Genomic DNA, 24,508 nt, shown 5'->3' with positions numbered 1-24,508 from the left:
CCAGCGCTTTTGAAGTAGTACGTAAGAAAAAATGAATGGATCACTTTGTCAGTTTAGCTTTCAATGGAGCGGGAGAGAAATTCTATCGCTTCGTTGCAATCTTTTTGCTGCACAAGAAAGTCAAATTGTTTTTGGGGAATGGGCAGTATCTCAAGCCAACGCTGACTCACCCAGCTTGCATCGTCGAAGAAACGTTGGTCATACAGTTCCCCAAGTTGAGGGAACTGACTGTAGACTGTTCGTAATTGTTCACTCAAATATTTGTGTTCGTTGGATAGCTGAGAAAACTCCCAGCTTGAGCGCCACTCAACGCGTGCTCTGCGTAACCCATCAAACTCGGTTCTGATTCTTTTGATTTCGAAGCATCTGATCCCAACAACTGTGACGCCCAACAATCCATCATCAAGTAATTCAAAGTCGACGATTTTCGCGAGCGCCCCAAAAGACGATAAACGAGACATCGCTGGCACTTCGTCATGCTCTATCAGACAAATGCCGAAAGTTCCGTCTGACTGGCTGGCCTCTTTTATCAATCTTTTGTATCTGGGCTCGAATATACGAAGCTTCATCCTTCCTTCGGGAAGAAGAATCGAGCCCAGCGGAAACAACATAATTTCAGACACTATTTATCACCCTCAAACACTTTACAATTGCTTACGTAGAAAGTGAGAGTTAGATCAATCACCAAATATGTTGATTGCTTGATCAGCACAAAAATCAGCGCAAGCGCTTGCGTAAACGATACCCATATCACTTTTTGTGCAAAAAAATCATAGTTCCGTTACATCGTTGAAAAATGATCATTAGTGAGATCTTCATCACTAGTTTTATGTATTTTTGCACTTCGTATCACTATTAATTGAGATTTTTATCGTTATGATGCGCTCCAGAAAAAGCACAACGGAGATTGTGCAACAACGGCTATATGAAAAAATTTTAATATTGAAAAAACATAGAGAGTCTCACTATGCGTAAATCACTTTTAGCTCTTGGTGTCGTAGCAGCAATGTCTGCACCAGCAATGGCGGCCGATTACTCTGACGGCGATATTCACAAGAATGACTACAAATGGATGCAGTTCAACCTAATGGGCGCATTCAACGAAAAGCCAGGTAACTCAACACACGATTACCTAGAAATGGAATTTGGTGGTCGCTCTGGTCTGTTTGATCTGTATGGCTACGTTGACGTCTTCAACTTAACGTCAGATCCAGGCAGTGATAAAGCAAACGCTGAAAAGATCTTTATGAAGTTTGCACCGCGTATGTCTCTAGATGCACTGACTGGTAAAGACCTTTCTTTCGGCCCTGTTCAAGAGCTATATGTGTCTACATTGATGGAATGGGGTGGTAACTCAGGTGTAAATACTCAGAAGGCCGGTATTGGTTCTGATGTCAACGTTCCATGGTTGGGCAAAATTGGCCTAAACCTATACGGTACTTACGATTCGAATAAGAAAGACTGGAACGGTTTTCAAATTTCAACCAACTGGTTCAAACCTTTCTACTTCTTTGAAAATGGCTCATTCATTTCTTACCAAGGCTACATTGATTACCAATTTGGCATGAAGAGCGAGTACTCTACGTCAAAAACTGGCGGTGCAATGTTTAACGGTATCTACTGGCACTCAGATCGCTTTGCTGTCGGTTATGGCCTAAAAGCTTACCAAGATGTGTATGGTATCGAAGACACGCCTGCATTCCGCTCTTCAGGGGTCACTAACTACTTGGCAGTGACTTACAAGTTCTAAGCGACTAAAAAAGCTTCATTGCCTACAAATGGTACCTTCGGGTACCATTTTTTGTTTGCTTTCGCTTAAACGGTGATTATCCTTGTGAGAAATTATCTGTTCGGCAAACCAACGTGAATATCGTTATTCTTGGCCCAGGCGCTATTGGGACACTATGGGCAACTAAACTCTCCATCGCGGGGCATAATGTCGCCGTATGGTCTAACTCAACAGACCGTCACCTGAGTCTGCAGCTTGATGAATTACCGCCGATTCAATGTGATAACCGAGATATCACTTCCATTAGGCAGGCTGATTTACTGCTAGTCACCGTAAAAGCGTGGCAAGTTAAGCGCGCCCTTGAGCCGCTTAAAGCGCATATAACTCCAGAAACCATGATTTCCCTGATGCACAATGGCATGGGAACCGCAGAATGGCTCAGCAACACTTTTCCTCGCAACCCTTTACTCCTAGCGACAACTGCACATGGCGCCTATCAATCGGCCAAACACCAAGTGATACACACTGGGTTAGGCGTCACCCACATAGGTGGTATTAACCATTCAGGCAAACAATGTGACTTCCTCAGGGAAGTCTTACAGCACGCACTGCCAGAGGTTATTTGGTGTGACAATATAGAGCATGCATTATGGCTTAAGCTTGCCGTCAACTGTGCGATCAACCCCTTAACAGCCATATTCCAAATCAAGAATGGTGAGCTGGGTTCTGAACGATTTAAAGAACAACTGACCAATGTTATCGAAGAAGTCTTTCGTGTCATGAATGCTTGTTCCATCCCTATCGACAAGTCCATACTAGCATCCACAGTTCACCAAGTGATCAATGCCACCGCTGAGAATATGTCTTCTATGAGGCAAGATATTCACTATCGACGCAGAACAGAAATTGATTTTATTACTGGTTACTTACTAAAGCAGGCTAAAATTCACAATATTCAAGCCCCTGAAAACCAAGCGCTATACAACCAGATCCACCACATCGAACAAAGCTGGAAACAACAATGAATAAAAAGTACTGGTCCCGATTGCACCGGGAACGGAAGAAATGGAAGCGGTCACCATCATCGACATGATGGTACGAGCTGGCTACGACGTTACCGTGGCCAGTGCTGATTTTGCTGGTCGGCTGACAATGAAAGCTTCTAGAGGCGTCACGCTCACTGCTGACTGTAAACTCGTCGATATCGCCGATGAAGAATTCGATGCAGTGATCTTATCTGGTGGCGTTGGTGGAGCTGAAACCTTTCGCGACAGTACCGTGTTAGTCGAGATTGTTCGCCAACAGATGTATGAGGGTAAGCTCGTTGCAGCTATATGCGCAGCCCCAGCCTTGGTGCTAGCTCACCATAAGCTTTACCCAGACGCTTTAATGACGTGTCATCCAAGCTTTGAGTCTCATATCACTACAGAAAATTGGCGAGTTAAACGCGTTACCTACGATATCAATCACAACTTACTGACCAGCCAAGGTCCTGGCACCGCATTAGAATTTGCTATGGAAATCATCATTAACCTTTCAGGTAAAGAACACGCTTGGACGGTTGCAGAGCCTATGGTAACCATTCCGACACTGCAATATCACAAGCTGGGTGGCCTTGAGTCATGCTAGATGTTCATGCTATCCGTTTACAATTCCCTGCATTAGCTCAAGATGTTAATGGAGAACAATTAGTGTATCTCGATAGTGCAGCGACTACACAGAAGCCTGATTGCGTTATTAGTGCCATTTCACACTACTATCGTTCTCAAAATGCCAACGTTCATCGTGGCAGTCACAGCCTGACCGCACAAGCAACCAGTCACTTTGAAGCCGCTCGTCAAACCGTCGCAGACTTTATTGGCGCGCAGAACAGCAAAGAAATCATCTGGACACGCGGAGCGACAGAAGCGCTCAACCTAATCGCACAAACCTATGCGCGAAACACACTACAGAGCGGTGATGAAATTCTGGTTAGTGAAATGGAACACCATGCCAATATCGTACCTTGGCAAATCGTTGCAGAGCAGACAGGAGCAAAAGTCGTCAAAGTACCAATGACCGACAATTGCCAATGGGATATGGCGGCATTTTCCGCTTTGCTATCCGATAAAACGAAACTGGTGGCGCTGGCTCACATCACCAATGTGACGGGAACACGCCTACCCATTGAGTCAGTGATAGCTCAAGCTCATCAAGTGGGCGCGAAAGTCGTTGTCGATGGTGCTCAGGGCATTGTTCATGAAACGATTGATGTGAAGGCGTTAGATGCGGATTTTTATGTTTTCTCTGGACACAAACTCTACGCTCCTGCTGGCATTGGCGTCTTATATGGCAAACTGTCGCTGCTTGATGCTATGCCACCCTGGCACGGAGGGGGAAAATGGTTGATAAGGTGTCATTTGCAGGGACCACTTTTAGCGAATTACCCGGAAAATTCGAGGCTGGCACACCCAATGTGGCAGGTGTGATAGCCCTAGCTACAGCGATCGACTGGTATCAGTGTTTTGAACAAGCCGACGTAGAAAATCACATTCGCAATCTGGTTCAAAACGCTTATCAAAGGCTATCTCAAATCGATGATGTTAAGGTATTGGGGTATCAACAAGATGCTTCTTTGCTGTCGTTTATCATTGATGGTGTGCATCATCAAGACCTCGCGACGTTACTTGATCAACAAGGTATCGCCGTCCGCGCGGGTCACCATTGTGCTCACCCTTTAATGGATGCACTTGGTGTTAAAGGCACTGTGCGCGCCTCTTTTGCCATTTACAACACACAAGAAGACGTTGACAGGCTGGTCGCAGCTGTCGAGAAAGCCGTTGATATGCTTTAACGAAAAATAGTACGGGGTTGACGATAAGCGCCAACCCTTTTTACACACTATAAAAATACTCTAGCTTACAGTTCGTCAAAAGCTTCAATCGCTTCAGAAAGTTTTTTCACACCATGGATCTGCATTCCCGGGATCCCACCTTTAGGCATATTCGCTGCCGGAACAATTGCTTTCTTAAAACCATGCTTAAAGGCTTCATTCAACCTCTCCTGCCCACTTGGAACCGGACGAATCTCTCCTGCTAAGCCGACTTCACCGAATATCACCACATCTTTAGGTAAAGCCCGATCTCGAAAACTGGATAGAAGCGCAATCACTAATGCCAAGTCAGCGCTGGTTTCTGTTACCTTGACACCACCAACGACATTAACAAACACATCTTGATCCGCCATCTGTAAACCACCGTGCTTGTGTAAAACCGCCAGCAAGAGCGACAAGCGGTTTTGCTCAAGGCCCACAGCAACACGACGTGGGTTAGCCAACTGAGAGTAATCAACCAAAGCTTGAATCTCGACCAATAGAGGACGAGTGCCCTCCCATACCACCATGACTGAGCTACCAGATGTTTCTTCTTCCCCTCGAGAAAGGAAGATGGCTGACGGATTGCTGACTTCTTTGAGCCCCTGCCCTGTCATCGCAAATACCCCTAGCTCATTGACTGCTCCAAAGCGGTTCTTATGGCTGCGCATAGTTCTAAAACGATTATCCGTTCCGCCATCAAGCAATACTGAACAGTCAATGATGTGCTCAAGCACTTTAGGCCCCGCTAACGTCCCGTCTTTCGTCACATGGCCGACAATAAAAACAGAAACATTGTTCTGCTTAGCGTAACGAGTCAAGGCCGTAGCCGACTCACGCACTTGTGCCACACTGCCTGGTGATGATTGCACATCCGCAACATGCATCACCTGAATCGAGTCGATGACCATGATCTTAGGTTGCTCTTTCTCAGCAATTTGACAGATACGATCGACGTTAGTTTCTGAAAGCATTTTCAGGTTGTCTTTAGGCAAACCGAGTCGTGACGCTCGCATCGCAACCTGTTGTAACGACTCTTCACCTGTGACGTATAAGGTTGGCATTTGTGAGGCGAGATAACACATAGTTTGCAAAAGTAGCGTTGATTTACCCGCTCCTGGGTTACCACCAATCAGAATGGCAGCACCCGGCACTACACCGCCACCAAGAACACGATCAAACTCTTTAAAACCACTGGTAAAACGAGGAACTTCCTGCAAATCAATGTCAGATAGGGTCTGAACCTGAGTTTCACCAGAGTTACCTGCATAACCCGCTAACCGCTCATTGCGTGCCGCTGCTGGTGATGCCGCCAACCTGACTTCACTGATCGTATTCCACGACCCACAAGCATTGCATTGTCCTTGCCAACGCGGAAAATCTGCCCCACAGTCATTACACACATATGCTCTTTTTGCTTTCGCCATATCACCTCAGACCTGTATTTGTGACTATGCTATTATCATTCGTCACCTATTCACCTTGATTCGGTGTAACATATCATTAAAGATCTTTATATCAAGGTCGATATTGAGAGTAAGGGACACGCTAACAAAAATATATGCAGCAGTCAGAGATTTTATCTTTAGCAGAACGATTGATTCCTGCTTACAACTCCGGTGATTTTGAATACCTTCTCGCCCAAATGACTGAAGGGGAGCCCCCATCGGTTAAAATTCTGGTCAAAATGGAGCTCAATCGAGTGATGGCTCCGTGTACTAAACCCGTAGACCTTCGCGGCCGTGTAAAAGGTGAGTGCCGCGAATACGAACTCGATGGTGTAAAACATTGGCTCGATGACGTTGCCTTCAACGCCTACCATAAAAATACTCGTAAATTTGGCGGCTATACTGAAGGGGTCTGGGAAGCATTATGTAATACTCATAATAATTTTCGAGTAATGCAAAAACGGGGTAAACCTCACGGCATTGAGTTTTCAGAAAAAAAGCTCAGCATACGATGTTGAAGCAATTAACTTGGGTTACGATCTCAAGCGTCGTGAGAACCGTTTAAAACTCTCTTCTCAAATAGAATTTCAGATCAACAGAGATCAACTTGTCCACGCCACAACTGTCGATATCTCGCCATCAGGAGCAAAGTTTAAGGTCCCATCCGCATTTAACTACAAACTCGGAGAGATCATAGCGGTACGTTTCGTTGAGTTAATTAAAGAAAGTGAAGTCGAAGGGCTAGACACCCCTATCAACTATCGGATTGTTGGAATTGATGAATCTTACGAAAACGATGCCGTAAAATATTTACGGTTACTCAAACTTGACGAGTCAAACGTCGTTGAACAAGTTATCGAAGACAAACTGACAAATGATAGCCAACGAAGCCGGCATGACAATCAAGATAAAGTCATTCGAGCTCGCTCTCGAGGCTATGAGCATACATTCCTTAAGCACACCTGTAATTTACCTGTTTTCTTCAGTGGGAGTGAACTTAAACTCGCCTTAATGACAGAGAACAACCAACCCATTTGGCAATACTGGCAAGATGAGCGCAATCAACAAACCTTGACCAGCTTGTTCAATAAAGAACGTTTAGAACAGCTCACAAAGCCTGGTATGCGAGGTAGCAATAATGTGTTTTACTCCTTCACTCACAGTCATCAAGGTAAGACCCTATTTTTCTCCATGATGATGCCAGAGGCGAGTCGAGAACTCCGTCAGCTTTTCTGGCACGTTGGGGCCAAAAAAGAGAGCTGGAGAGTGTTTCGATTACATGTTTTTGAACTGTCTAAAGAAGAACGGGTAGAGCTGTCCAAGCATTCAACTGAACTCAACTTTAAAACTAACTCGCTCAGCCATTGCGGTATTCTTCAGGAGCTCTCTACTGAGTCTACTAACCAAGATTACCTCCTGACTGCAAAGCCTAGGATGCCAACCAGTGAACTCAACCGCTTTCGCCATGTCCGTAATCCAGAAAATAACCCTGTTTGCATCTACTTTGATGCAATATCCCGTAGGAAAGAACCACGTTTTCAATTTCGTTCACCGATCGAATTGTCTTATCCTCATGATACCGTTCATACAGGGGTGACATTAGACATTTCTAAACGTGGCATTAGCGTCGCCTTAACTTCTCAAAGCGAGCTAAAAGCAGGAGATACATGTTCGGTTAACTTTAAAGAGCTTAGTCTGTATGATAAACAGCTGCCTCTTAATAACGTTCCATACGAGGTTGTTCGAATTTCTCCAGGAGGAAAGCGTCTTCAGCTAGTTATAAAAGAAGACAGCAATACCATGCGCACCATTGCTTTTTTTGGACGGCTGATCGAGCATAATCAAGATAAACTGGTTGCCCAAAAAGAACTGTTGCCCAGTAATCAGTTGCTGGAAGGTTTGCACGACATCTTACTGGATAAGATTGTGAGCTCGCCTATCTTCGTAGAAAAACGAGGGAAAAACCTTAAGCCTCGCGTGATAGGTATTAACTACCCTCTTGCTTCCCACCTAGTGGTATTCGCTAAACTGGGCCATGATGAGAATTTTTCTGTCGAGCCTATCTATAAAGGTCATACTAATACACTGCTCGCTCAACCAATGCGTCGTATTGATGGTGCACAGCCTCAGTTTCAAGAAATTTATTTATCAACCACAAGGTTTGGTACACGTATTCAATCTTATGAATCCAAATTGGTGAGCGAATTTGATTCGCTGAAAGATCGTATTGCTTTCATCAAAGACGCGCAAGGAATGGGAGAGTTTTATGCGCTTCGTATTTGTAGTGCTCCTGTTTTTGATGCCATGAGCGCACTACTTCAAGAAGATCTCAAAGAGCTGGCGGCTATCAGTATGAATCAAGCCAGAAGCTTAGAAAAAGAGCTCACAGGTATCATGGGATATGGCGAAATCACGGATATCACAGAAGAAGTGCTTACTCGTCTTGAAATGACCAAGTAAGAATAATAAGAAGTAAGAAAGCGAGGTTTTAACCCTCGCATCTTCATTATGGAGCTGGTTTAAAACTCAGTTTCTTCTGCTTAGACAGAGCAGCAGATAGAATACACAGTACACCTCCCAGTCCCACATAACGCACGGCCGTTTGCGCTTGTTGCTCCACTTTAGGTTTTGCATGGTACGCGATACCAAGACCTGCAACGGACATCATCATCAGATCGTTTGCACCGTCTCCAACAGCGATAGTATTGTGTGGTTCAATATCGTATTGTTTGGCTAACTCTTCGAGGATATCCGCTTTAGTTTGAGCTGATACAACGTTACCAACCACTTGACCAGTTAACTTGCCGTCAATGATTTCCAGCTGATTAGATTCTGCATGGTCTAAATTCAATGTCTCTTTGAGGTAATCAGAGAAATAGGTAAAGCCTCCAGAGGCAATTGCCGTTTTCCAGCCAAACTGACGTAAGGTACTTACCAGCTCAGGCAAGTCAGGCATCAATGGCAAAGTGTTTCTTACACTAGACAGGATACTTTCATCAGCATCAGCTAGTGCACTCACTCGTTGACGTAAGCTCTGTTCAAAATCCAGTTCACCTTGCATGGCGCGCTCTGTCACTTCCGCGACTTCCTCACCCACACCAGCTAATTTGGCTATTTCATCAATACATTCAATTTGAATCGCAGTCGAGTCCATATCCATAACGATAAGGCCTGGCTTTGATAAATCGGGAAGATCATTAAGCGACGCATAATCCAGCCTAATGTCTTGGAGAACTTTTTCATGTTGAGCAGTCAGCTCACCTTGCATTAATGCTACTTCATAGCGGCCAACCTTCCACACATCAACGACAGCATTGTGTTGGCCAGTACAAAGGTCAATAGTTTCAAAATATTGCGATGACAAGCACTCTGCGAACACAATCCAATTAGCCTTAGCTTTATCAAATTGACTAAATAAGCGTGTCTCGGGAATTCGATTGTATAGTGATGTATGTTTTTGAATAGAAAAGGTCTTAAACGTTTCCATGTGAATCATTCCTAAAAAATCTACTAACACGTTAACCTATTGCAATTTAGCTGTGCAAGCATCAATATGCTCTATAGGAGAATTAACCTTAAGTTAGGCGAGTATGGAACCCTCTCTGTTCTCATTTCGTATTGCCTTAAGAGCGCTGGCAATCCTCTCGTTGATAGCAATGATGGGAGTAATTGGTATTAACAGCGTAAAAATTACTAAAGGCAATGAGCAAATTCAGAAAAACCAGTTGGAAACACTGATAAAAGTGTTGGTTTCTCAAGCTTCTTTATCAGCAGGTGATATGATAGCCAATCAAGATCAAGAGCGCTTATTGAAGCTAACCAACCAACTGGCTAAAGACAATCTCGTGTTTGATGCCACCATTTATGACGCGGAAGGGATTCGCTTGGCCTCAAGCGACAAGGGGAAAAGTGTGCGTGAAGTTCTCGGTTTAGATACGCCACTTGAAACCGCTCGAATTGGCAAACAGCAATTAGTTGAGCCCATTATGCACGACAATACAGCCATTGGTTTTGTTCGTATCACCTTTGAGACGGGTAAAGTAACTGCCTTTTCTGATCACTACTACCGTAAAAGCGACCGTTACATGTATACGATGGTCGGAATGAGTTTTATCGCAGGCTTACTGTTGGCCATTGTGGTGAGAAGAAAACCCAAACGCAACAGTGAAAACCTGCTTCTTAAAGAAATGAGTTAGCCAATGGCGAGTAAAAAAGAGGGGTAGTACTTTAAGTCACTCCCCCTCTTTTTACTATTTTTCAGCGATTGAGACTGTATCTAGGCCTCATCACCTAACAGGATAGAGTCTAGCGCGATAATCATCATATCGTTAAACGTAGTTTGACGCTCATCAGATGTTGTCTGCTCGCCCGTTTTGATGTGATCAGACACAGTACAGATAGTCAGAGCTTTCGCACCGTACTCAGCACAAACGCCGTAGATACCTGCAGCTTCCATTTCAACACCAACAATACCGTACTTGTCCATTACATCGAACATCTCTGGATCTGGCGTATAGAACAGTTCAGCGGAAAACAGATTACCGACTTTCACTTCGATACCACGTGCTTTCGCTGCCTCTTCTGCTGCTCGAACCATCTTGTAGTCAGCGATAGCAGCAAAGTCATGGCCTTTAAAGCGAATGCGATTTACTTTAGAGTCAGTACAAGCGCCCATACCAATCACAACATCACGGACTTTGATGTCTTCGCTAACTGCACCACAGCTACCTACACGGATGATTTTCTTCACACCGTAGTCTTTAATCAGCTCAGTAGCATAGATTGAACAAGATGGGATACCCATACCGTGGCCCATCACAGACACTTTACGACCTTTGTAAGTCCCTGTGAAACCGAACATATTACGCACATCACAAACCTGAACGACATCTTCTAGGAAGGTTTCTGCAATGTACTTCGCACGTAGCGGATCACCCGGCATAAGAACGACATCTGCGAATGCACCCGTTTCAGCATTAATATGTGGAGTTGCCATGTCTGTTAATTCCTTAACTAAGTTAAACGTTGTCAGAGAGGCGGTTTACCTCTCTAACTCTCTCATTACAAAAAGTTTTTACCGTAATCCATTGGTGAAGTACCAAAGTAAGTCGCCAATGATTGACCAATATCCGCAAAAGAGTCGCGCAGGCCTAGAGAACCAGCTGGCACTTTCTGACCATAAACAATTACAGGGATGTGTTCACGTGTGTGGTCAGTACCTGGCCAAGTTGGGTCACAGCCGTGGTCGGCCGTCAGGATTAGAACATCGTCTTCTTCCATCAGTTCCATCACTTCATGGATACGACCATCGAAGTACTCAAGCGCAGCCGCATAGCCTGCAACATCACGACGGTGACCATAGGCGGAATCAAAATCAACAAAGTTAGTAAAGACGATAGTATTGTCGCCCGCTTCTTTGATTGCCTGTTTTGTTGCTTCAAATAAAGCAGGAATACCTGTTGCTTTAGTCTTCTTGGTGATACCGCAGCCAGCGTAAATATCAGAGATCTTACCGATCGAGTGAACTTCACCGCCCTTCTCGTCAACAAGCTTCTGTAGAATCGTCGCTGAAGGTGGCTCAACAGACAGATCGCGGCGATTACCAGTACGCTCAAACTGGCCTTTACCCGGGCCAATGAATGGGCGAGCGATAACTCGGCCGATGTTGTAGTCTTCAAGCTCTTCGCGTGCGATCTGACAAAGCTCAAGCAAACGATCTAGGCCGAAGGTTTCTTCATGGCAAGCGATTTGGAATACCGAATCCGCCGACGTATAGAAGATAGGTTGCCCTGTCTTCATATGCTCTTCACCAAGATCATCCAGTACCTGAGTGCCTGATGCATGACAGTTACCAAGGAAACCGTCTAGACCAGCACGCTCAAGAATGCGATCCGTCAGCTCTTTCGGGAAGCTGTTCGCTTTGTCGGTAAAGTAGCCCCAGTCAAACAGAACCGGAACACCGGCAATTTCCCAGTGGCCTGACGGCGTGTCTTTACCTGAAGATAGCTCAGCAGCATGGCCGTAAGCACCAATGATCTCCGCCTCAGTATCTAAACCTGGCGCAAAGCGACCCGTTGACTCTTTGTGGGCCATTGCTAAACCAAGCTTTGACAGATTAGGCAACGTCAGTGGCCCTTTACGATCAGCGTTATCCGCTAGGCCTTTATCACATTGGTCTGCGATATGGCCCAGAGTGTCTGAACCAACATCACCAAATTTCTCAGCGTCTGCTGTCTCACCGATTCCAAATGAATCCAGTACTAATATAAATGCTCTTTTCATTGCTCTTCCTCAGGCCCACCGGTAATCATTTTTATATGGCGGGCCTTAGTGTAATTTTTGATTAAACGTCTTCTGCGCGGATCTGACGATAAACCTCAGGCGTTGGAGTATACTCACCGCCGATAGTAATAGCCTGCTTCAGCGCTTCAGCCGCTTCACGCCATTGCTCTTCACTACGTGCATGAATCACGGCCAGTGGTTTATCACTCGATGCTTTTTCACCAAGACGGATGAACCCGTCAAAGCCCACAGCATAGTCAATGTCATCTGTTGCCACACGGCGGCCGCCACCCATGGAAACCACCGCCATACCGATTGCACGAGTGTCCATAGCCGATACCACGCCGTCCTCATCAGCGAAGACAGGTTTGATGATTTCTGCTTTTTCCAAATAGTTTTCGTAGTTTTCAACAAAATCGGCTGGACCGCCTAGGCCTGCGACCATCTTACCAAAGCACTGAGCAGCTTTACCGTTATCCAAAACTTTCATCAGTTTGGCGCGTGCATCTTCTGTGTCGTCAGCCAATTTAGCCAACACCAACATTTCTGCACATGACGCCATCGTAACTTCAAGTAAACGAGGGTTGCGGTATTCACCAGTCAGGAACTGAACCGCTTCACGTACTTCGACTGCATTACCCGCAGAAGAAGCCAGAACTTGGTTCATGTCAGTTAGGATAGCTGTTGTCTTGGTACCTGCACCGTTTGCTACTGCTACGATAGATTTAGCGAGCTCTTCCGAGGCTTCATAGGTTGGCATGAATGCACCTGAACCCACTTTTACATCCATCACCAGTGACTCAAGCCCAGCAGCCAGTTTCTTAGACAGGATTGAAGCCGTGATCAGAGAAATGTTGTCGACCGTCGCGGTAATATCGCGGGTTGCGTACACACGTTTATCGGCTGGCGCTAAATCACCTGTTTGGCCAATAATAGCAACACCTGCGTCTTTCGTAACATCACCGAACACTTGATTGGTTGGCGTGATGTTATAGCCAGGAATTGACTCCAGCTTATCCAGAGTACCGCCAGTGTGACCAAGACCTCGACCCGAGATCATTGGAACGAAGCCACCACATGCCGCAACCATTGGCCCAAGCATCAGCGAAGTCACGTCACCAACACCACCTGTTGAATGCTTATCTACAATTGGGCCGCCAAATTCTTTATGGCTCCAATCGATAACCATACCGGAATCACGCATCGCACACGTCAGCGCAATGCGCTCTGGCATTGTCATTTCATTGAAAAATATCGCCATCGCAAAGGCTGCGATTTGACCCTCTGAAACGGTGTTTTTGGCCACACCTTGGATGAAGAAATTGATTTCGTCGGCAGTCAGGACTTCGCCATCGCGTTTTTTACGAATGATTTCTTGAGGTAAATACATTAGTTCCTCCCACACTAAAAGTAGCGGTGGTTGTAAGGTAAAGAGGTATTGTGGAGCAGCAATTCGCTACTCCACCAAACAGACTTAGTGATTGCTTTACTCTAAATATTTGACGTTGCAGCTAGGCGGCAAATAAGTTCATTCCTATGAGCATAGGTTTTCTATGTGATTAGGATGAACTTATGCAGTCAACAACGCTGGAGCGCCAAATATGACGAGTAAATTAGTACGCTGTAGGGTCTGCAGTCTCGTCTGTTACTTCTAATGTATTTAGTAGGTTAGTAAGCAGGCTAGAGGCACCAAAGCGGTAGTGGCGAGCATCTACCCAGTTGTCGCCCAAAATCTCATCTGCCATTGCTAGATACGCGGCTGCATCTTCAGCCGTGCGCACACCACCTGCTGGCTTGAAGCCAACCGATTTTGCAACCTCCATATCACGAATCACTTCCAGCATCATGCGTGCATATTCAGGTGTTGCATTGACTGGCACTTTACCCGTTGAAGTTTTAATGAAGTCAGCGCCTGCTTTAATTGAAATTTCAGAGGCTTTCTTAATTAGAGCTTCTTCTTTCAGCTCACCGGTTTCGATGATGACTTTCAGAAGAATGTCACCACACGCTGCTTTACATTGCTTAACGAGCTCGAAACCCACTTCCTCGTTACCTGCCATTAGAGCACGGTATGGGAATACAACATCCACTTCATCTGCACCGTAAGCAACGGCCGCTTTCGTTTCTGCAACCGCGATATCAATATCATCGTTACCGTGTGGGAAGTTCGTTACTGTCGCAATACGAACGTCTGGTGTACCTTGCTCGCGAAGTGTCTTCTTAGCAATAGGAATAAAGCGAGGATAAATACAGATCGCTGCTGTGTTACCGACAGCAGATTTTGCGTCATGACATAGTGAGATCACTTTTTCATCAGTATCATCATCATTCAGCGTTGTAAGATCCATAAGTTTAAGTGCACGTAGTGCTGCTGCTTTTAAATCGCTCATTTCTATCTCCGATCAATATTCATAAATATATCTGCTCAACCTAAAATAGTTGACGCATTCATTAATGAACGGACTTGGTTCCCTGAAGACTTAGGGATAAACAGCGAATCTACCCCCAATTGCTATCCTTGTCACCGCACAGTACCAGTTTGGTCTATGGCACAACAATCTGCGATTGTGGTGTCTAACGGTATCTGTAGCCGATTGTCCAATGTACTGACATCGCTACAACCAGCACCAATCATACTCCTTGTACTAACAGGTGCTAGCTAAAATCACTTTTCAATAATCCATTGATAAGTCACATCATTAAGATAAACCCAACGATTCCCGATAAGCCAGCTAACGCGGCAATGCAGGTTTGGGCAACTTAATGGCAGAAAACAGGACTCTAACGACAAAACCCGACAGGGTTGCGAGGTAAACTTCGTTAATGAGTTTTACCCTACTCTCTATATTTACATACATTATAGATATTCGTCGCAGAACTGTAGTGGTCCATAAAGCGCAAACGGTTTGTATCTCAAAAAAGATTCTAGTTAACGTTCACTCAATAACCTTACTGAATAATCGTTGCGAATCAGATTGTCTGAACTCAGTCCAAACTTGTCATACAAGCTAACGAAACCTCTTGCCAACTTGTACGAGTTTTCTCTCCAAGCAGTGCGTGTAAAACAAGCTAACTATGGTTAAACCCCAGTTAATATCGTCATCGAGCTCACTCTATTGGAAGAAACAAAAAAGCCCCGTAGCACACAAGAATGTGTGTCTACGGGGCTTTTTAAAACGGCGTCTATATAATCTTTCGCTTACTTAATTAGAAAGATAGGAAGAAGCCAGCGATTGTCGCCGCCATTAGGTTAGATAGCGTACCAGCACAAACCGCTTTGATACCCATACGGGCAATGTCATGACGACGGTTTGGCGCTAGACCACCTAGACCACCAAGCAGAATCGCAATAGAAGAAAGGTTTGCGAAACCACATAGAGCAAACGAGATAATTGCTGCAGTCTTAGTTGACATTACTTCGCCAGTCTCTTGGACTACTTGCGCAGCATCACCAACGTATGGTACGAAGTTTAAGTACGCGACGAACTCGTTAACCACAATCTTCTGACCAATGAATGAGCCAGCCAGCGTAGCTTCTTCCCACGGAACACCGATTAGGAATGCTAGAGGCGAGAAGATGTAACCAAGCAGAATTTCAAGTGTTAGTTCAGGCATACCGAACCAACCGCCAACACCACCTAGGATACCGTTGATAAGAGCAATTAGGCCGATAAACGCTAACAACATTGCACCAACGTTCAGTGCCAGTTGCAAACCAACAGAAGCACCGCCAGCGGCTGCGTCAATCACGTTAGCTGGTTTATCTTCACCACCGTCAATGTCAGTGCCTAGTTTTTCATCAGGTGTTTCTGTTTCCGGCTTGATGATTTTCGCGAATAGTAGACCGCCTGGTGCTGCCATAAATGATGCCGCAACTAGGTACTCTAGAGGTACCCCCATAGAAGCGTAGCCCGCTAGTACACCACCAGCAACAGAGGCAAGACCACCACACATTACCGCGAATAGTTCAGATTGCGTCATCTTAGGAACAAACGGACGAACCACAAGAGGTGCTTCAGTTTGACCTACGAAAATGTTCGCAGCCGCAGACATTGACTCCGCACGCGACGTGCCAAGCGCAGCCTGTAGACCGCCGCCAAGAATCTTGATGACCCACTGCATGATACCAACGTAGTAAAGTACAGAGATAAGTGCAGAGAAGAAAATTAGCGTTGGAAGTACTTGGAACGCAAAAATGAAGCCAATACCGTCAACTGAGAAGTTAACTAGGCTGCCAAATAGAAAACCAGTACCGTCTTTACCGTAGTCGATTACATCCTGCACACCAGCTGAAAAGCCAGCTAGGAGGTCACGACCCCATGGTACGTAAAGAACGAAACCGCCGATGATAAATTGGATAGCAAATGCGCCACCCACAGTTCTTAGATTGATAGCTTTTCGGTTATCAGACAGTAGTAATGCAATTCCTAGCAATACTGCCATACCGACTAGGCTCATAAACAGGCTCATAGTTTATGATTTCCTTATATGTTATTTGTTGGCGTGTTACAAAATGGAGCTCTAAAGCGGAGTCAATTATACTCATCCGTCCAATGATAAAGTAATGCTGCCCTCACAGTTTCTAATAAGATTCATCATGCGTTTACCCATTTACGTGAAGAAGATCACTATATAGGGAACTACAAATCATAAAAAGAACATTTTCTTTAGAAACTATTCACAAATACCGAACGCCGAATTGCTATTTTTCCAAATATTTTCAGCAAGCGTTTGCTCATTAATACCCTTCAGCTTTGCGAGGCAGGACAAGGTTTGAGCTAACATTTCCGGATGATTAGGTTTGCCTTGGTGCCCATAAAGAGGCATGTCCGGTGCGTCCGTTTCCAGTACGATACATTCTATGGGTAAGTTCATCACCGCTTGGCGCGTTTTCCGTGCTCTTGGATAAGTGATAACCCCACCAATACCAATATAGAAACCCAACTCGACAAATTGCATTGCCTGCTGATAGCTACCCGAAAAACCGTGTAACACTCCACCGTAAGGAAATTTATGACGCTTCAGCAACTGAAGAACCAAATTGTGGGTTTTCCTCGCGTGGAGGATCAGCGGCAACTTGAGTGTTTTCGCCAATTCAACCTGAGTAATAAACACTCGCCGTTGAATCTCTTCGTCAACAGCAACCATTGCATCTAAGCCACACTCACCAATCGCTTTACAACATTCAAGCTTTGTTTCAAACAAAGTGTGTAACTCAGGTAACTGCTGCTGACTATCTTTCGTTAAAAAGTAGGGGTGCATGCCCAACGCAATATAAAGAGATGGATATAAAGAAGACAGTGCAATTAATTGCTGCCAATTGGAGGGCCCAATAGCCGGAATCATGAACCGTTCAACACCCGCTCGCTTTGCCAGTTGCAGTTGAGCCGGAAAATCATCTGAAAAGGGGGCGAAATCGAAATGACAATGGGTATCAAAAAGGCGCATTACCGCTGCGCCTTTTTATTAGATTGAGAAGCTTGCTGAACGGGGTCTGTGTGATAAGGAACACAACTGCGTTTATTCTGCGGAGTTAGCCCCATCGACTGACACCACTCGTCGTATCGCGCAACCCACTGTTTAAACCAAGCTATCATCTGTTGATTCCTTTATTGCTCTTCGCGTTTAAAGACCAATTCGGTCGGTGAAGACTCATCTTCAACAAAATAATAGCCCGCTGTGTCAAATTTAGTCAGGTCCGCAACGCTCTCGATACGATTCTCAATGATGTATCGCGCCATCATGCCACGTGCTTTCTTCGCATAGAAGCTGATCACCTTGTACTGACCATTTTTGCAGTCTTTGAAAATTGGCGTAATTACCTGAGCATCCAGAGATTTTGGTTTTACGGCTTTAAAGTACTCGTTTGAAGCAAGGTTAATCAGAACATTATCACCCTGTTCAGTAATAGCTTGATTTATCTTATCAGTAATCACATTACCCCAGAACTGATACAGGTTACTGCCGTTTTCATTGGCAAGCTTCGTTCCCATCTCCAAACGGTAAGGCTGCATTAGATCAAGTGGTTTTAATAAACCATATAAGCCAGATAACATGCGTAAGTGCTGTTGAGCATAATCAAAGTCATCGTCTGACAGGCTTTGAGCGTCTAAGCCAGTGTAGACATCACCTTTAAAAGCCAGAATCGCTTGGCGTGAGTTCTCCGTCGTAAACGTCTCACTCCACTCCTGAAAGCGGCCAACGTTCAGGTCAGCGATCTTATCACTCACTTTCATCAAGCTAGCGACATCGGCAGGCGTCAGCTTACGACAGACATCAATCAGTTGTTTGGAATACTCAGTCAGTTCTGGCTGAGTAAATTTCTCTGTAGCCAGTGGAGATTCATAATCTAAGGTTTTCGCTGGTGAAACGACGATTAGCATGGCTTTACTCTATCCGTTCTGTTTTTATTGGCTATAGGTTACAAAAAAAGCCATGCAATGTCTGCATGGCTTTTTGAATCGTTTTAATAGGTAAAAGTTATAACCTAAATAATTGGAGCTGTAGCTAGGCGGCAAATCAATTCAGCCCATGAGCATAGCGTTCCTATGTGATTAGGGCGGCCGGCGCTCCGGTGGATTTATGCAGCCAACGACGCTACGGCTTCAAGTATGACGGTTATATTAATCTTTTTTGCTTTGATCCCAGATACCATCTTCAAGCTGAGATTTCAGCTCAGGAAAATCGTTCGAATCAAATGTCGGCACTTTACCTTCTTTTAGCTGACGGTTGTAATCTTTCGCCAGCTTAATCACGATGCCAGAAAGAAGCAAAATCGCCACCAGGTTGACAATCGCCATCATACCCATAGAAACATCTGCCAATGCCCAAACGATAGGTAGTGATGCAACGGCTCCAAACATCACCATCGCTAGTACAACCAGACGGAACACGCCCAGACCTGCTTTATGATTATGCTCAAGGAAAATAAGGTTTGTTTCCGCGTATGAGTAGTTCGCTATAATAGATGTAAAGGCGAAGAAGAAAATCGCAACAGCTACAAAGATTCCACCCCACGAGCCTACCTGAGAGCTCAACGCTGCCTGAGTCAGTTCAATACCCGTGATCTCACCATGAGGAACGTACTCACCGGACATGAGGATAATCGCCACCGTCGCTGAACAGATCACGATAGTGTCCATAAACACACCTAACATCTGAACATAGCCCTGAGACGCAGGGTGTGGCGGATAAGGTGTAGCTGATGCCGCTGCGTTTGGCGCAGAACCCATACCGGCTTCGTTTGAGAAAAGACCACGTTTGATACCGTTAATCATTGCTTGAGCAATGGCATAACCTAAACCACCTGCCGCGGCTTCTTGCAGGCCAAAGGCACTCTTGAAGATCAAGCTCAGTACTGCCGGTAACTTATCGATATTCATAAACATAACGAATAGCGCCAGTAGCAGGTAAAGTAGCGCCATTGCAGGGACAATCATTTCTGCTACGCGCGCGATACGCTTGATGCCACCAAAGATAACCACTGCAGACAACAGAACTACGGCAACACCGACATAAGTTTCATCCCAACCAAATGCCGTATTCATGGCACCAGCAATTGAGTTAGCCTGAACCGCGTTAAATACCAAACCAAAAGCGATGATCAAGAAGATAGAGAACAATACGCCCATCCAGCGCATCCCTAAACCTTTCTCCATGTAGTAGGCAGGGCCACCACGATAGTTACCGTCATCATCTTTGGTTTTGTATAACTGCGCCAAGGTACTCTCGGCGAACGAGGTTGCCATACCCAGCATTGCGATCAGCCACATCCAGAAAATTGCACCTGGGCCCCCGGCGGTAAGAGCGACGGCAACACCCGCCATGTTACCTGTACCCACACGGGCTGCCAGGCTAGTACACAGAGCTTGGAATGATGAAATACCCGCTTTATCCGCTTTACGGCTGTTCTTTAACACCGAAAACATATGGCCAAAATGGCGGAACTGGATAAAGCCCAGTCTGAATGTGAAGTAGACCCCCACACCAACTAAGAGATAAACCAGAATAGAGCCCCAAAGTAGGTCATTCATCAAATTAATTAAATCTGTCATAAGATCCTCATAGTGAGTTTTCGCTGATCTCTGCTTCCCAGCCTTCCATCCAGTTGCAAACCAAGTGTCAATTTTGCTTAGTATTATTGTGTAATTATTGTGCAACTCAGATATGTAAAACGCGCCTCATGCTTCCATTTTACGTACCAGCGTATTTTTGACGGGCGGATAATGCAGTCAAGGATACCAAAAATCAATATGCATCAAAATGTATATTGTTGTTATTTTTCACTATAAAATCACCATTGATTAACACAAAAAAGAACATAAAAACCACAAAAACAGAACATTAACATCAAAATTTAACAACAATAAAGAACACACAACTCGATAAGAAATAGCAGAGCCGCAAATAATTGACACTCCTTTGTCATCAAGGACTCAGAGAAGAGAAGGTTAAGTGATTCGATCTGTAAATTCGATGTATCAACTCAGCCAAATAAACCTAATTGCATAGTTCAAGAAACCGCTGTTTTTTCACACACAGCGTTAACATACATCTTTTGAAAATTTAATCGTTTTCGGCAAACCGTTTGAACAAAAAACAACCAATCATTACTCCGTTTTTTGTGAAGCCAAGTCTAAAACAACATGAAAACTTCATGGAATCGTAACAAATGAGAAACGAATCAAAGTTACGCTCCAAACAGAATGGTATTTAAACAGTACCCCTTCAAAGAGTAATCATTAAAAGAGGTAGCTTATGGAAGGCTTAAACTTTGAAGAAATCATGGAAATGGATTTTCCAAAAAATCGGGCAACACGTTCTAAACCCGCAAAGCGTAAATGGCGTGAAATCGAAGCAATAAAGGACAGGCAGAGACTTCGACGTGAATTAAAAGATATGGACATCGGATTCGACGATATTGATAATCTAGATTACTAACATTAGAAAAGAGGCGTATTAGCGCCTCTTTTTTGTTTATCGGCACTTGAGCGTCAAACACACTCTTGATCGACCTGCCTAACACGTTGGGCTAATTGCTGATACTGCTCTGCAATGGTGTGGCCAAAAACAGGGTCGTCTTCAGTGACGCTCCAACGTTTCTCGACAACTTGCCAATCATGTAAAGTGAAGCTCTTATTAATGAGAGGTAATATTGACTGCTCTTCAAGATCCATGTGGCGCTTTTGCGTCAGGACAAAATCTTCGAGTTGCTGTACAAACAGAGCTTGAGGTACCACAGCATCTTGGAGAATCATATCAACAGTATCGAGAAAAGCATGAGTTCTTTGTGACAATGTCTCATGCTCTAGTTCAAGATTCTCGATATCCGTGTGATGGCCGTAATGCTCTAGGTAATAGTGGTAGAGAATATCCTCTTTAGGGTGATGGACACGCTCAGAGTGGTGAGCCAGATAGTCCACTATTTCTCTCACTAAACTGTAATTGATGGTCTGTTCTTCCTTTAGCAGGGCAATCTTTTGCCTCAATACTGCCAGCAAACGAACCATGTAACCATGCTCTCGCCTTATCCTTTCAATCATCATAGCGCTTCTCCTTAACACCTACTTTTAATGAGTGTATAAAAGAAGCGCCAGTCAAATTTTGACATTGCTCGAAGATTAAGCAATCCACTTTAGGGAGAACTACATATTGACTTGAGCAGGAAGGTGCCAATTTATAGTTGGTTTACCTTGTGAACTAAGAATATGATTTGCTTGAGAAAAGTGTCGGCAACCGAAAAATCCGCGATGCGCTGACAATGGAGAAGGGTGTGGCGCAGCTAATACATGGTGCTTATTGCGGTCGATGAAACGCCCCTTCTTTTGCGCATGGGAGCCCCAAAGTAAAAACACCACACCAGACTGATGCTGATTAACCGCTTCAATGACTTTGTCAGTAAAGGTTTCCCAACCGGTTTTAGAATGCGAATGGGCTTTTCCCTGTTCGACCGTAAGAACAGTATTAAGTAGCAAAACACCTTGTTCAGCCCAGCTTTGAAGGTAACCATGCGCCGGAATCTGAAAACCATCAATGTCCTGTGCTAACTCTTTATACATATTGACTAAAGAGGGAGGAGTCTTGATACCTGGTAAAACAGAGAAACACAGACCATGAGCCTGTCGAGGGCCGTGATAAGGATCCTGTCCTAAGATCACAACTTTCACGTCATTAAACTCAGTCGCCCGAAAGGCATTAAACACATCTTTTGCCGGAGGAAAGATCGCTTTACCTGATGCCCTTTCCGATTCAACAAAATTCAACGTCTGCTGAAAATAGTCCTGCTGCTTTTCAGCCCCAATGACGTCTTGCCATGTCAATGACGGGTTCATGTTTTGTTCCTTCTACTATTTGCGCTCAAACAATTGTCGCAAAAGTTAATGAAGGAACAAAGCGATAAAGTGAACTAGCTTTTTTGTGGGATCCGATAATGCCCCTGACCCGTCACATGGCGATTAGGAACAGGAAGGCGTGGCGAGCGTGCGATAGTATAAAAAGCAGTGTAAGGCATAGTGGCATCCTTATTGGTCTGAGTACCTCAACTCACTATGAAAAATTAATGCCACTTTTAGATAGTTCGGCCATTTCATTGAGCTGAGTAACATGATGCTGACGTATAAACTCAATTTCGTCAGGCCAACTTTCCGGCTCTATTGTTTCTAGAATCAATGGGATATGGTCAAATCGAGGATCTTTGGCGATATACTCAAAACACGACCAACCAATTTCTCCTTTGCCTAATGCGTGGTGACGATCGACCTTCCCACCTAGGGCAACCTTTGAATCATTAATGTGCATTGCCCTTAAATAATGCATACCAACAACGCGCTCAAACTCCTCAAAAGTCGCCTCGCACGCATCAAAGCTGCTCAGATCATACCCAGCAGCGAAAGCATGGCAGGTATCAATACAGACACCAACGCGAGATTTATCCTTAACTTGTTGAATGATTTCCGCCAAATGCTCAAATCGCCAGCCTAGGTTGGTACCCTGACCCGCCGTATTTTCTATCACCGCGGTCACGTTTGGTACCGCTTGGTGGGCAATATTGATCGATTCCGCGATTCGCACTAAACACTCTTTCTCAGAAATTTTCTTTAAGTGGCTTCCAGGATGAAAATTGAGTAAGCCTAGCCCAAGCTGATGGCAACGCTGCATTTCATCAATAAATGCAGCGCGGGACTTCTCAAGTTTTTCTTCTTCTGGAGCGCCGAGATTAATCAAGTATGAATCGTGTGGGAGTATCTGCTCAGCGGTAAAACCTAACAGGGTACAATTAGACTTGAATGCGGCGATGGTTGTTTCATCAAGCGGTTTGGCATTCCACTGGCGCTGATTTTTAGTAAATAAGGCAAACGCATTTGCTCCTATTTCATTTGCCCTCAATGGTGCCTGATCCACACCACCTGCTGCGGAAACATGAGCACCGATAAACTTGTTACCGTACGACTTTTCTAACATGTTGCTTTATCACTTTTGACTTTCAATATATGGCACGAATTACAGCAAGTTATTAGACTCATCTCAACAACCACACCACAATTGTAGTAATATTACAACAAAACAAGAAATCCGAATCTATCGCCAAGGCCATAAATCATTGCTATATATGACATTATTGATTCAAATCAACATATTAACCGCTTAGTAAATAATGATATTAGTAGTTATTTGACTTAAATCAAAACCACCCAAGTAATTTCGGGTTATATAATACGCAGCTCGACAAAATTCGGAAATTAACACCAATAAAACCACTAATGTGGATAGGAGACTGTGATGATTCAAGGCATTCAAATTACTAAAGCGGCAAACGATGCACTACTGAACTCTATTTGGTTACTTGATAGTGAAAAAAATGAAGCGCGCTGCGTGGCTGCAAACACAGGTTTTGAAACTGACCAAGTGGTAGCAATCAACGAACTTGGCGAATACGAAAGCCGCGAAGTTGCGATCGAGAAAGCACCTCGCATCGAAGGTGGTCAACACCTGAACGTTAACGTTCTTAAGCGTGAAACTTTAGAAGATGCGGTTGAAAACCCTGAGAAATACCCTCAGCTAACTATCCGCGTTTCTGGCTACGCTGTTCGTTTCAACTCACTAACGACTGAACAACAACGAGATGTAATTGCACGTACATTTACTGAATCTCTATAATTCAGTGAGTGGTACATTGAACATGACAACGGCGCCTTAATG

21 protein-coding genes and 2 pseudogenes are annotated in these 24,508 nt (G+C 44.6%); 8 read left to right on the top strand and 15 right to left on the bottom strand.

The annotated features are described in order from the left end of the window. Positions 1 to 53: 53 nt before the first annotated feature. On the bottom strand, positions 54 to 623 hold the full coding sequence (locus tag KW548_05165) for an LON peptidase substrate-binding domain-containing protein (protein QXX07413.1): 570 nt from the start codon (positions 621 to 623) through the stop codon (positions 54 to 56). Positions 624 to 967: 344 nt separating this feature from the next. Between KW548_05165 and KW548_05160 the strand changes: the two genes are divergently transcribed. From KW548_05160 to csdA, 4 genes and pseudogenes are all read left to right on the top strand, one after another. Further along, entirely contained in the window at positions 968 to 1,750 is a 783-nt protein-coding gene (locus KW548_05160; GenBank protein QXX07412.1) for a hypothetical protein, read from the top strand. A 113-nt stretch (positions 1,751 to 1,863) separates the two neighbouring features. Then, a complete protein-coding gene (gene panE, locus KW548_05155; GenBank protein ID QXX07411.1) occupies positions 1,864 to 2,754 on the top strand; it encodes a 2-dehydropantoate 2-reductase in 891 nt (296 codons plus the stop codon). A gap of 40 nt (positions 2,755 to 2,794) precedes the next feature. Beyond that, positions 2,795 to 3,358, top strand: coding sequence for a DJ-1/PfpI family protein (locus KW548_05150; GenBank protein QXX07410.1), 564 nt, complete (start codon positions 2,795 to 2,797; stop codon positions 3,356 to 3,358). Further along, positions 3,352 to 4,562, top strand: a pseudogene (csdA, locus tag KW548_05145) (cysteine desulfurase CsdA). Before KW548_05150 ends, csdA begins: the two are co-directional and overlap by 7 nt. Before the next feature lie 65 nt (positions 4,563 to 4,627). Here csdA and radA read toward each other — a convergent pair. Beyond that, entirely contained in the window at positions 4,628 to 6,007 is a 1,380-nt protein-coding gene (gene radA / locus KW548_05140; GenBank protein QXX07409.1) for a DNA repair protein RadA, read from the bottom strand. A 134-nt stretch (positions 6,008 to 6,141) separates the two neighbouring features. Between radA and KW548_05135 the strand changes: the two are divergent. Further along, a pseudogene (locus KW548_05135) lies at positions 6,142 to 8,488 on the top strand (PilZ domain-containing protein). Between the two features lie 46 nt (positions 8,489 to 8,534). Here the strand turns inward: KW548_05135 and serB are convergent. Beyond that, a complete protein-coding gene (gene serB / locus KW548_05130) occupies positions 8,535 to 9,515 on the bottom strand; it encodes a phosphoserine phosphatase (protein QXX07408.1) in 981 nt (326 codons plus the stop codon). A 103-nt stretch (positions 9,516 to 9,618) separates the two neighbouring features. On the opposite strand from serB, the gene KW548_05125 reads away from it, so the two are divergent. After that, positions 9,619 to 10,224 carry a YtjB family periplasmic protein gene (locus KW548_05125; GenBank protein ID QXX07407.1) on the top strand — a complete coding sequence of 202 codons (606 nt, stop codon included), beginning with the start codon at positions 9,619 to 9,621 and terminating at the stop codon, positions 10,222 to 10,224. Between the two features lie 80 nt (positions 10,225 to 10,304). Here the strand turns inward: KW548_05125 and deoD are convergent, their stop codons facing one another. The 9 genes from deoD to KW548_05080 all read right to left on the bottom strand — a co-directional run bounded on the left by deoD (position 10,305) and on the right by KW548_05080 (position 20,364). After that, a complete protein-coding gene (gene deoD / locus KW548_05120) occupies positions 10,305 to 11,024 on the bottom strand; it encodes a purine-nucleoside phosphorylase (protein ID QXX07406.1) in 720 nt (239 codons plus the stop codon). Between the two features lie 65 nt (positions 11,025 to 11,089). Continuing rightward, a complete protein-coding gene (locus tag KW548_05115; protein QXX07405.1) occupies positions 11,090 to 12,310 on the bottom strand; it encodes a phosphopentomutase in 1,221 nt (406 codons plus the stop codon). A 61-nt stretch (positions 12,311 to 12,371) separates the two neighbouring features. After that, positions 12,372 to 13,700: a thymidine phosphorylase gene (gene deoA / locus KW548_05110; protein ID QXX07404.1), complete on the bottom strand. Its 1,329-nt coding sequence runs from the start codon at positions 13,698 to 13,700 to the stop codon at positions 12,372 to 12,374. Positions 13,701 to 13,923: 223 nt separating this feature from the next. Further along, positions 13,924 to 14,700 (bottom strand): deoxyribose-phosphate aldolase, encoded by a 777-nt coding sequence (gene deoC, locus KW548_05105; protein QXX07403.1) that lies wholly within the window; start codon positions 14,698 to 14,700, stop codon positions 13,924 to 13,926. A gap of 817 nt (positions 14,701 to 15,517) precedes the next feature. Beyond that, complete coding sequence (locus KW548_05100; protein ID QXX07402.1) at positions 15,518 to 16,780, bottom strand: NupC/NupG family nucleoside CNT transporter; 1,263 nt, start codon at positions 16,778 to 16,780, stop codon at positions 15,518 to 15,520. Positions 16,781 to 16,984: 204 nt separating this feature from the next. Beyond that, a complete protein-coding gene (locus KW548_05095; GenBank protein QXX07401.1) occupies positions 16,985 to 17,758 on the bottom strand; it encodes a TatD family hydrolase in 774 nt (257 codons plus the stop codon). Further along, complete coding sequence (locus tag KW548_05090) at positions 17,758 to 17,907, bottom strand: DUF5363 domain-containing protein (GenBank protein QXX07400.1); 150 nt, start codon at positions 17,905 to 17,907, stop codon at positions 17,758 to 17,760. The genes KW548_05095 and KW548_05090 overlap by 1 nt, the downstream gene beginning before the upstream one ends. A gap of 12 nt (positions 17,908 to 17,919) precedes the next feature. After that, positions 17,920 to 18,693 (bottom strand): peroxide stress protein YaaA, encoded by a 774-nt coding sequence (gene yaaA / locus KW548_05085; protein QXX07399.1) that lies wholly within the window; start codon positions 18,691 to 18,693, stop codon positions 17,920 to 17,922. A gap of 240 nt (positions 18,694 to 18,933) precedes the next feature. After that, a complete protein-coding gene (locus tag KW548_05080; GenBank protein QXX07398.1) occupies positions 18,934 to 20,364 on the bottom strand; it encodes a sodium:alanine symporter family protein in 1,431 nt (476 codons plus the stop codon). A gap of 703 nt (positions 20,365 to 21,067) precedes the next feature. Between KW548_05080 and KW548_05075 the strand changes: the two genes are divergently transcribed. Further along, the gene (locus KW548_05075) at positions 21,068 to 21,250 is read left to right on the top strand and encodes a DUF3545 family protein (protein QXX07397.1); all 183 of its coding nucleotides are present in this window, start codon (positions 21,068 to 21,070) and stop codon (positions 21,248 to 21,250) included. A 53-nt stretch (positions 21,251 to 21,303) separates the two neighbouring features. Here KW548_05075 and KW548_05070 read toward each other — a convergent pair whose 3' ends face one another. From KW548_05070 to nfo, 3 genes are all read right to left on the bottom strand, one after another. Continuing rightward, a complete protein-coding gene (locus tag KW548_05070; protein QXX07396.1) occupies positions 21,304 to 21,855 on the bottom strand; it encodes a hemerythrin domain-containing protein in 552 nt (183 codons plus the stop codon). A gap of 99 nt (positions 21,856 to 21,954) precedes the next feature. Beyond that, positions 21,955 to 22,641: a uracil-DNA glycosylase gene (gene ung / locus KW548_05065; protein QXX07395.1), complete on the bottom strand. Its 687-nt coding sequence runs from the start codon at positions 22,639 to 22,641 to the stop codon at positions 21,955 to 21,957. 214 nt (positions 22,642 to 22,855) lie between these two features. Beyond that, entirely contained in the window at positions 22,856 to 23,770 is a 915-nt protein-coding gene (gene nfo / locus KW548_05060) for a deoxyribonuclease IV (protein ID QXX07394.1), read from the bottom strand. A 318-nt stretch (positions 23,771 to 24,088) separates the two neighbouring features. Between nfo and grcA the strand changes: the two genes are divergently transcribed. Continuing rightward, positions 24,089 to 24,466, top strand: a complete 378-nt coding sequence (grcA, locus tag KW548_05055) for an autonomous glycyl radical cofactor GrcA (GenBank protein QXX07393.1) — start codon at positions 24,089 to 24,091, stop codon at positions 24,464 to 24,466. The last annotated feature ends 42 nt before the right edge of the window (positions 24,467 to 24,508 follow it).

Origin of the sequence: Vibrio neptunius, assembly GCA_019339365.1 — a bacterium.
Classification (GTDB): domain Bacteria; phylum Pseudomonadota; class Gammaproteobacteria; order Enterobacterales; family Vibrionaceae; genus Vibrio; species Vibrio neptunius.
Note: the sequence above shows the minus strand (reverse complement) of the source record. Positions and strands in the feature narration are given on the sequence as shown.

Coding starts and splice junctions, on each gene's coding strand:
- KW548_05125 (QXX07407.1), top strand. CDS start 9,619: ATGGAACCCTCTCTGTTCTCATTTCGTATTGCCTTAAGAGCGCTGGCA.
- KW548_05095 (QXX07401.1), bottom strand. CDS start 17,758: ATGCGCCTTTTTGATACCCATTGTCATTTCGATTTCGCCCCCTTTTCA.
- KW548_05160 (QXX07412.1), top strand. CDS start 968: ATGCGTAAATCACTTTTAGCTCTTGGTGTCGTAGCAGCAATGTCTGCA.
- radA (QXX07409.1), bottom strand. CDS start 6,007: ATGGCGAAAGCAAAAAGAGCATATGTGTGTAATGACTGTGGGGCAGAT.
- serB (QXX07408.1), bottom strand. CDS start 9,515: ATGGAAACGTTTAAGACCTTTTCTATTCAAAAACATACATCACTATAC.
- ung (QXX07395.1), bottom strand. CDS start 22,641: ATGAACCCGTCATTGACATGGCAAGACGTCATTGGGGCTGAAAAGCAG.
- grcA (QXX07393.1), top strand. CDS start 24,089: ATGATTCAAGGCATTCAAATTACTAAAGCGGCAAACGATGCACTACTG.
- KW548_05100 (QXX07402.1), bottom strand. CDS start 16,780: ATGAGCCTGTTTATGAGCCTAGTCGGTATGGCAGTATTGCTAGGAATT.
- KW548_05090 (QXX07400.1), bottom strand. CDS start 17,907: ATGATAGCTTGGTTTAAACAGTGGGTTGCGCGATACGACGAGTGGTGT.
- KW548_05080 (QXX07398.1), bottom strand. CDS start 20,364: ATGACAGATTTAATTAATTTGATGAATGACCTACTTTGGGGCTCTATT.
- KW548_05070 (QXX07396.1), bottom strand. CDS start 21,855: ATGATGATTGAAAGGATAAGGCGAGAGCATGGTTACATGGTTCGTTTG.
- KW548_05115 (QXX07405.1), bottom strand. CDS start 12,310: ATGAAAAGAGCATTTATATTAGTACTGGATTCATTTGGAATCGGTGAG.
- deoC (QXX07403.1), bottom strand. CDS start 14,700: ATGAGCGATTTAAAAGCAGCAGCACTACGTGCACTTAAACTTATGGAT.
- KW548_05075 (QXX07397.1), top strand. CDS start 21,068: ATGGAAGGCTTAAACTTTGAAGAAATCATGGAAATGGATTTTCCAAAA.
- deoA (QXX07404.1), bottom strand. CDS start 13,700: ATGTATTTACCTCAAGAAATCATTCGTAAAAAACGCGATGGCGAAGTC.
- KW548_05150 (QXX07410.1), top strand. CDS start 2,795: ATGGAAGCGGTCACCATCATCGACATGATGGTACGAGCTGGCTACGAC.
- nfo (QXX07394.1), bottom strand. CDS start 23,770: ATGTTAGAAAAGTCGTACGGTAACAAGTTTATCGGTGCTCATGTTTCC.
- yaaA (QXX07399.1), bottom strand. CDS start 18,693: ATGCTAATCGTCGTTTCACCAGCGAAAACCTTAGATTATGAATCTCCA.
- deoD (QXX07406.1), bottom strand. CDS start 11,024: ATGGCAACTCCACATATTAATGCTGAAACGGGTGCATTCGCAGATGTC.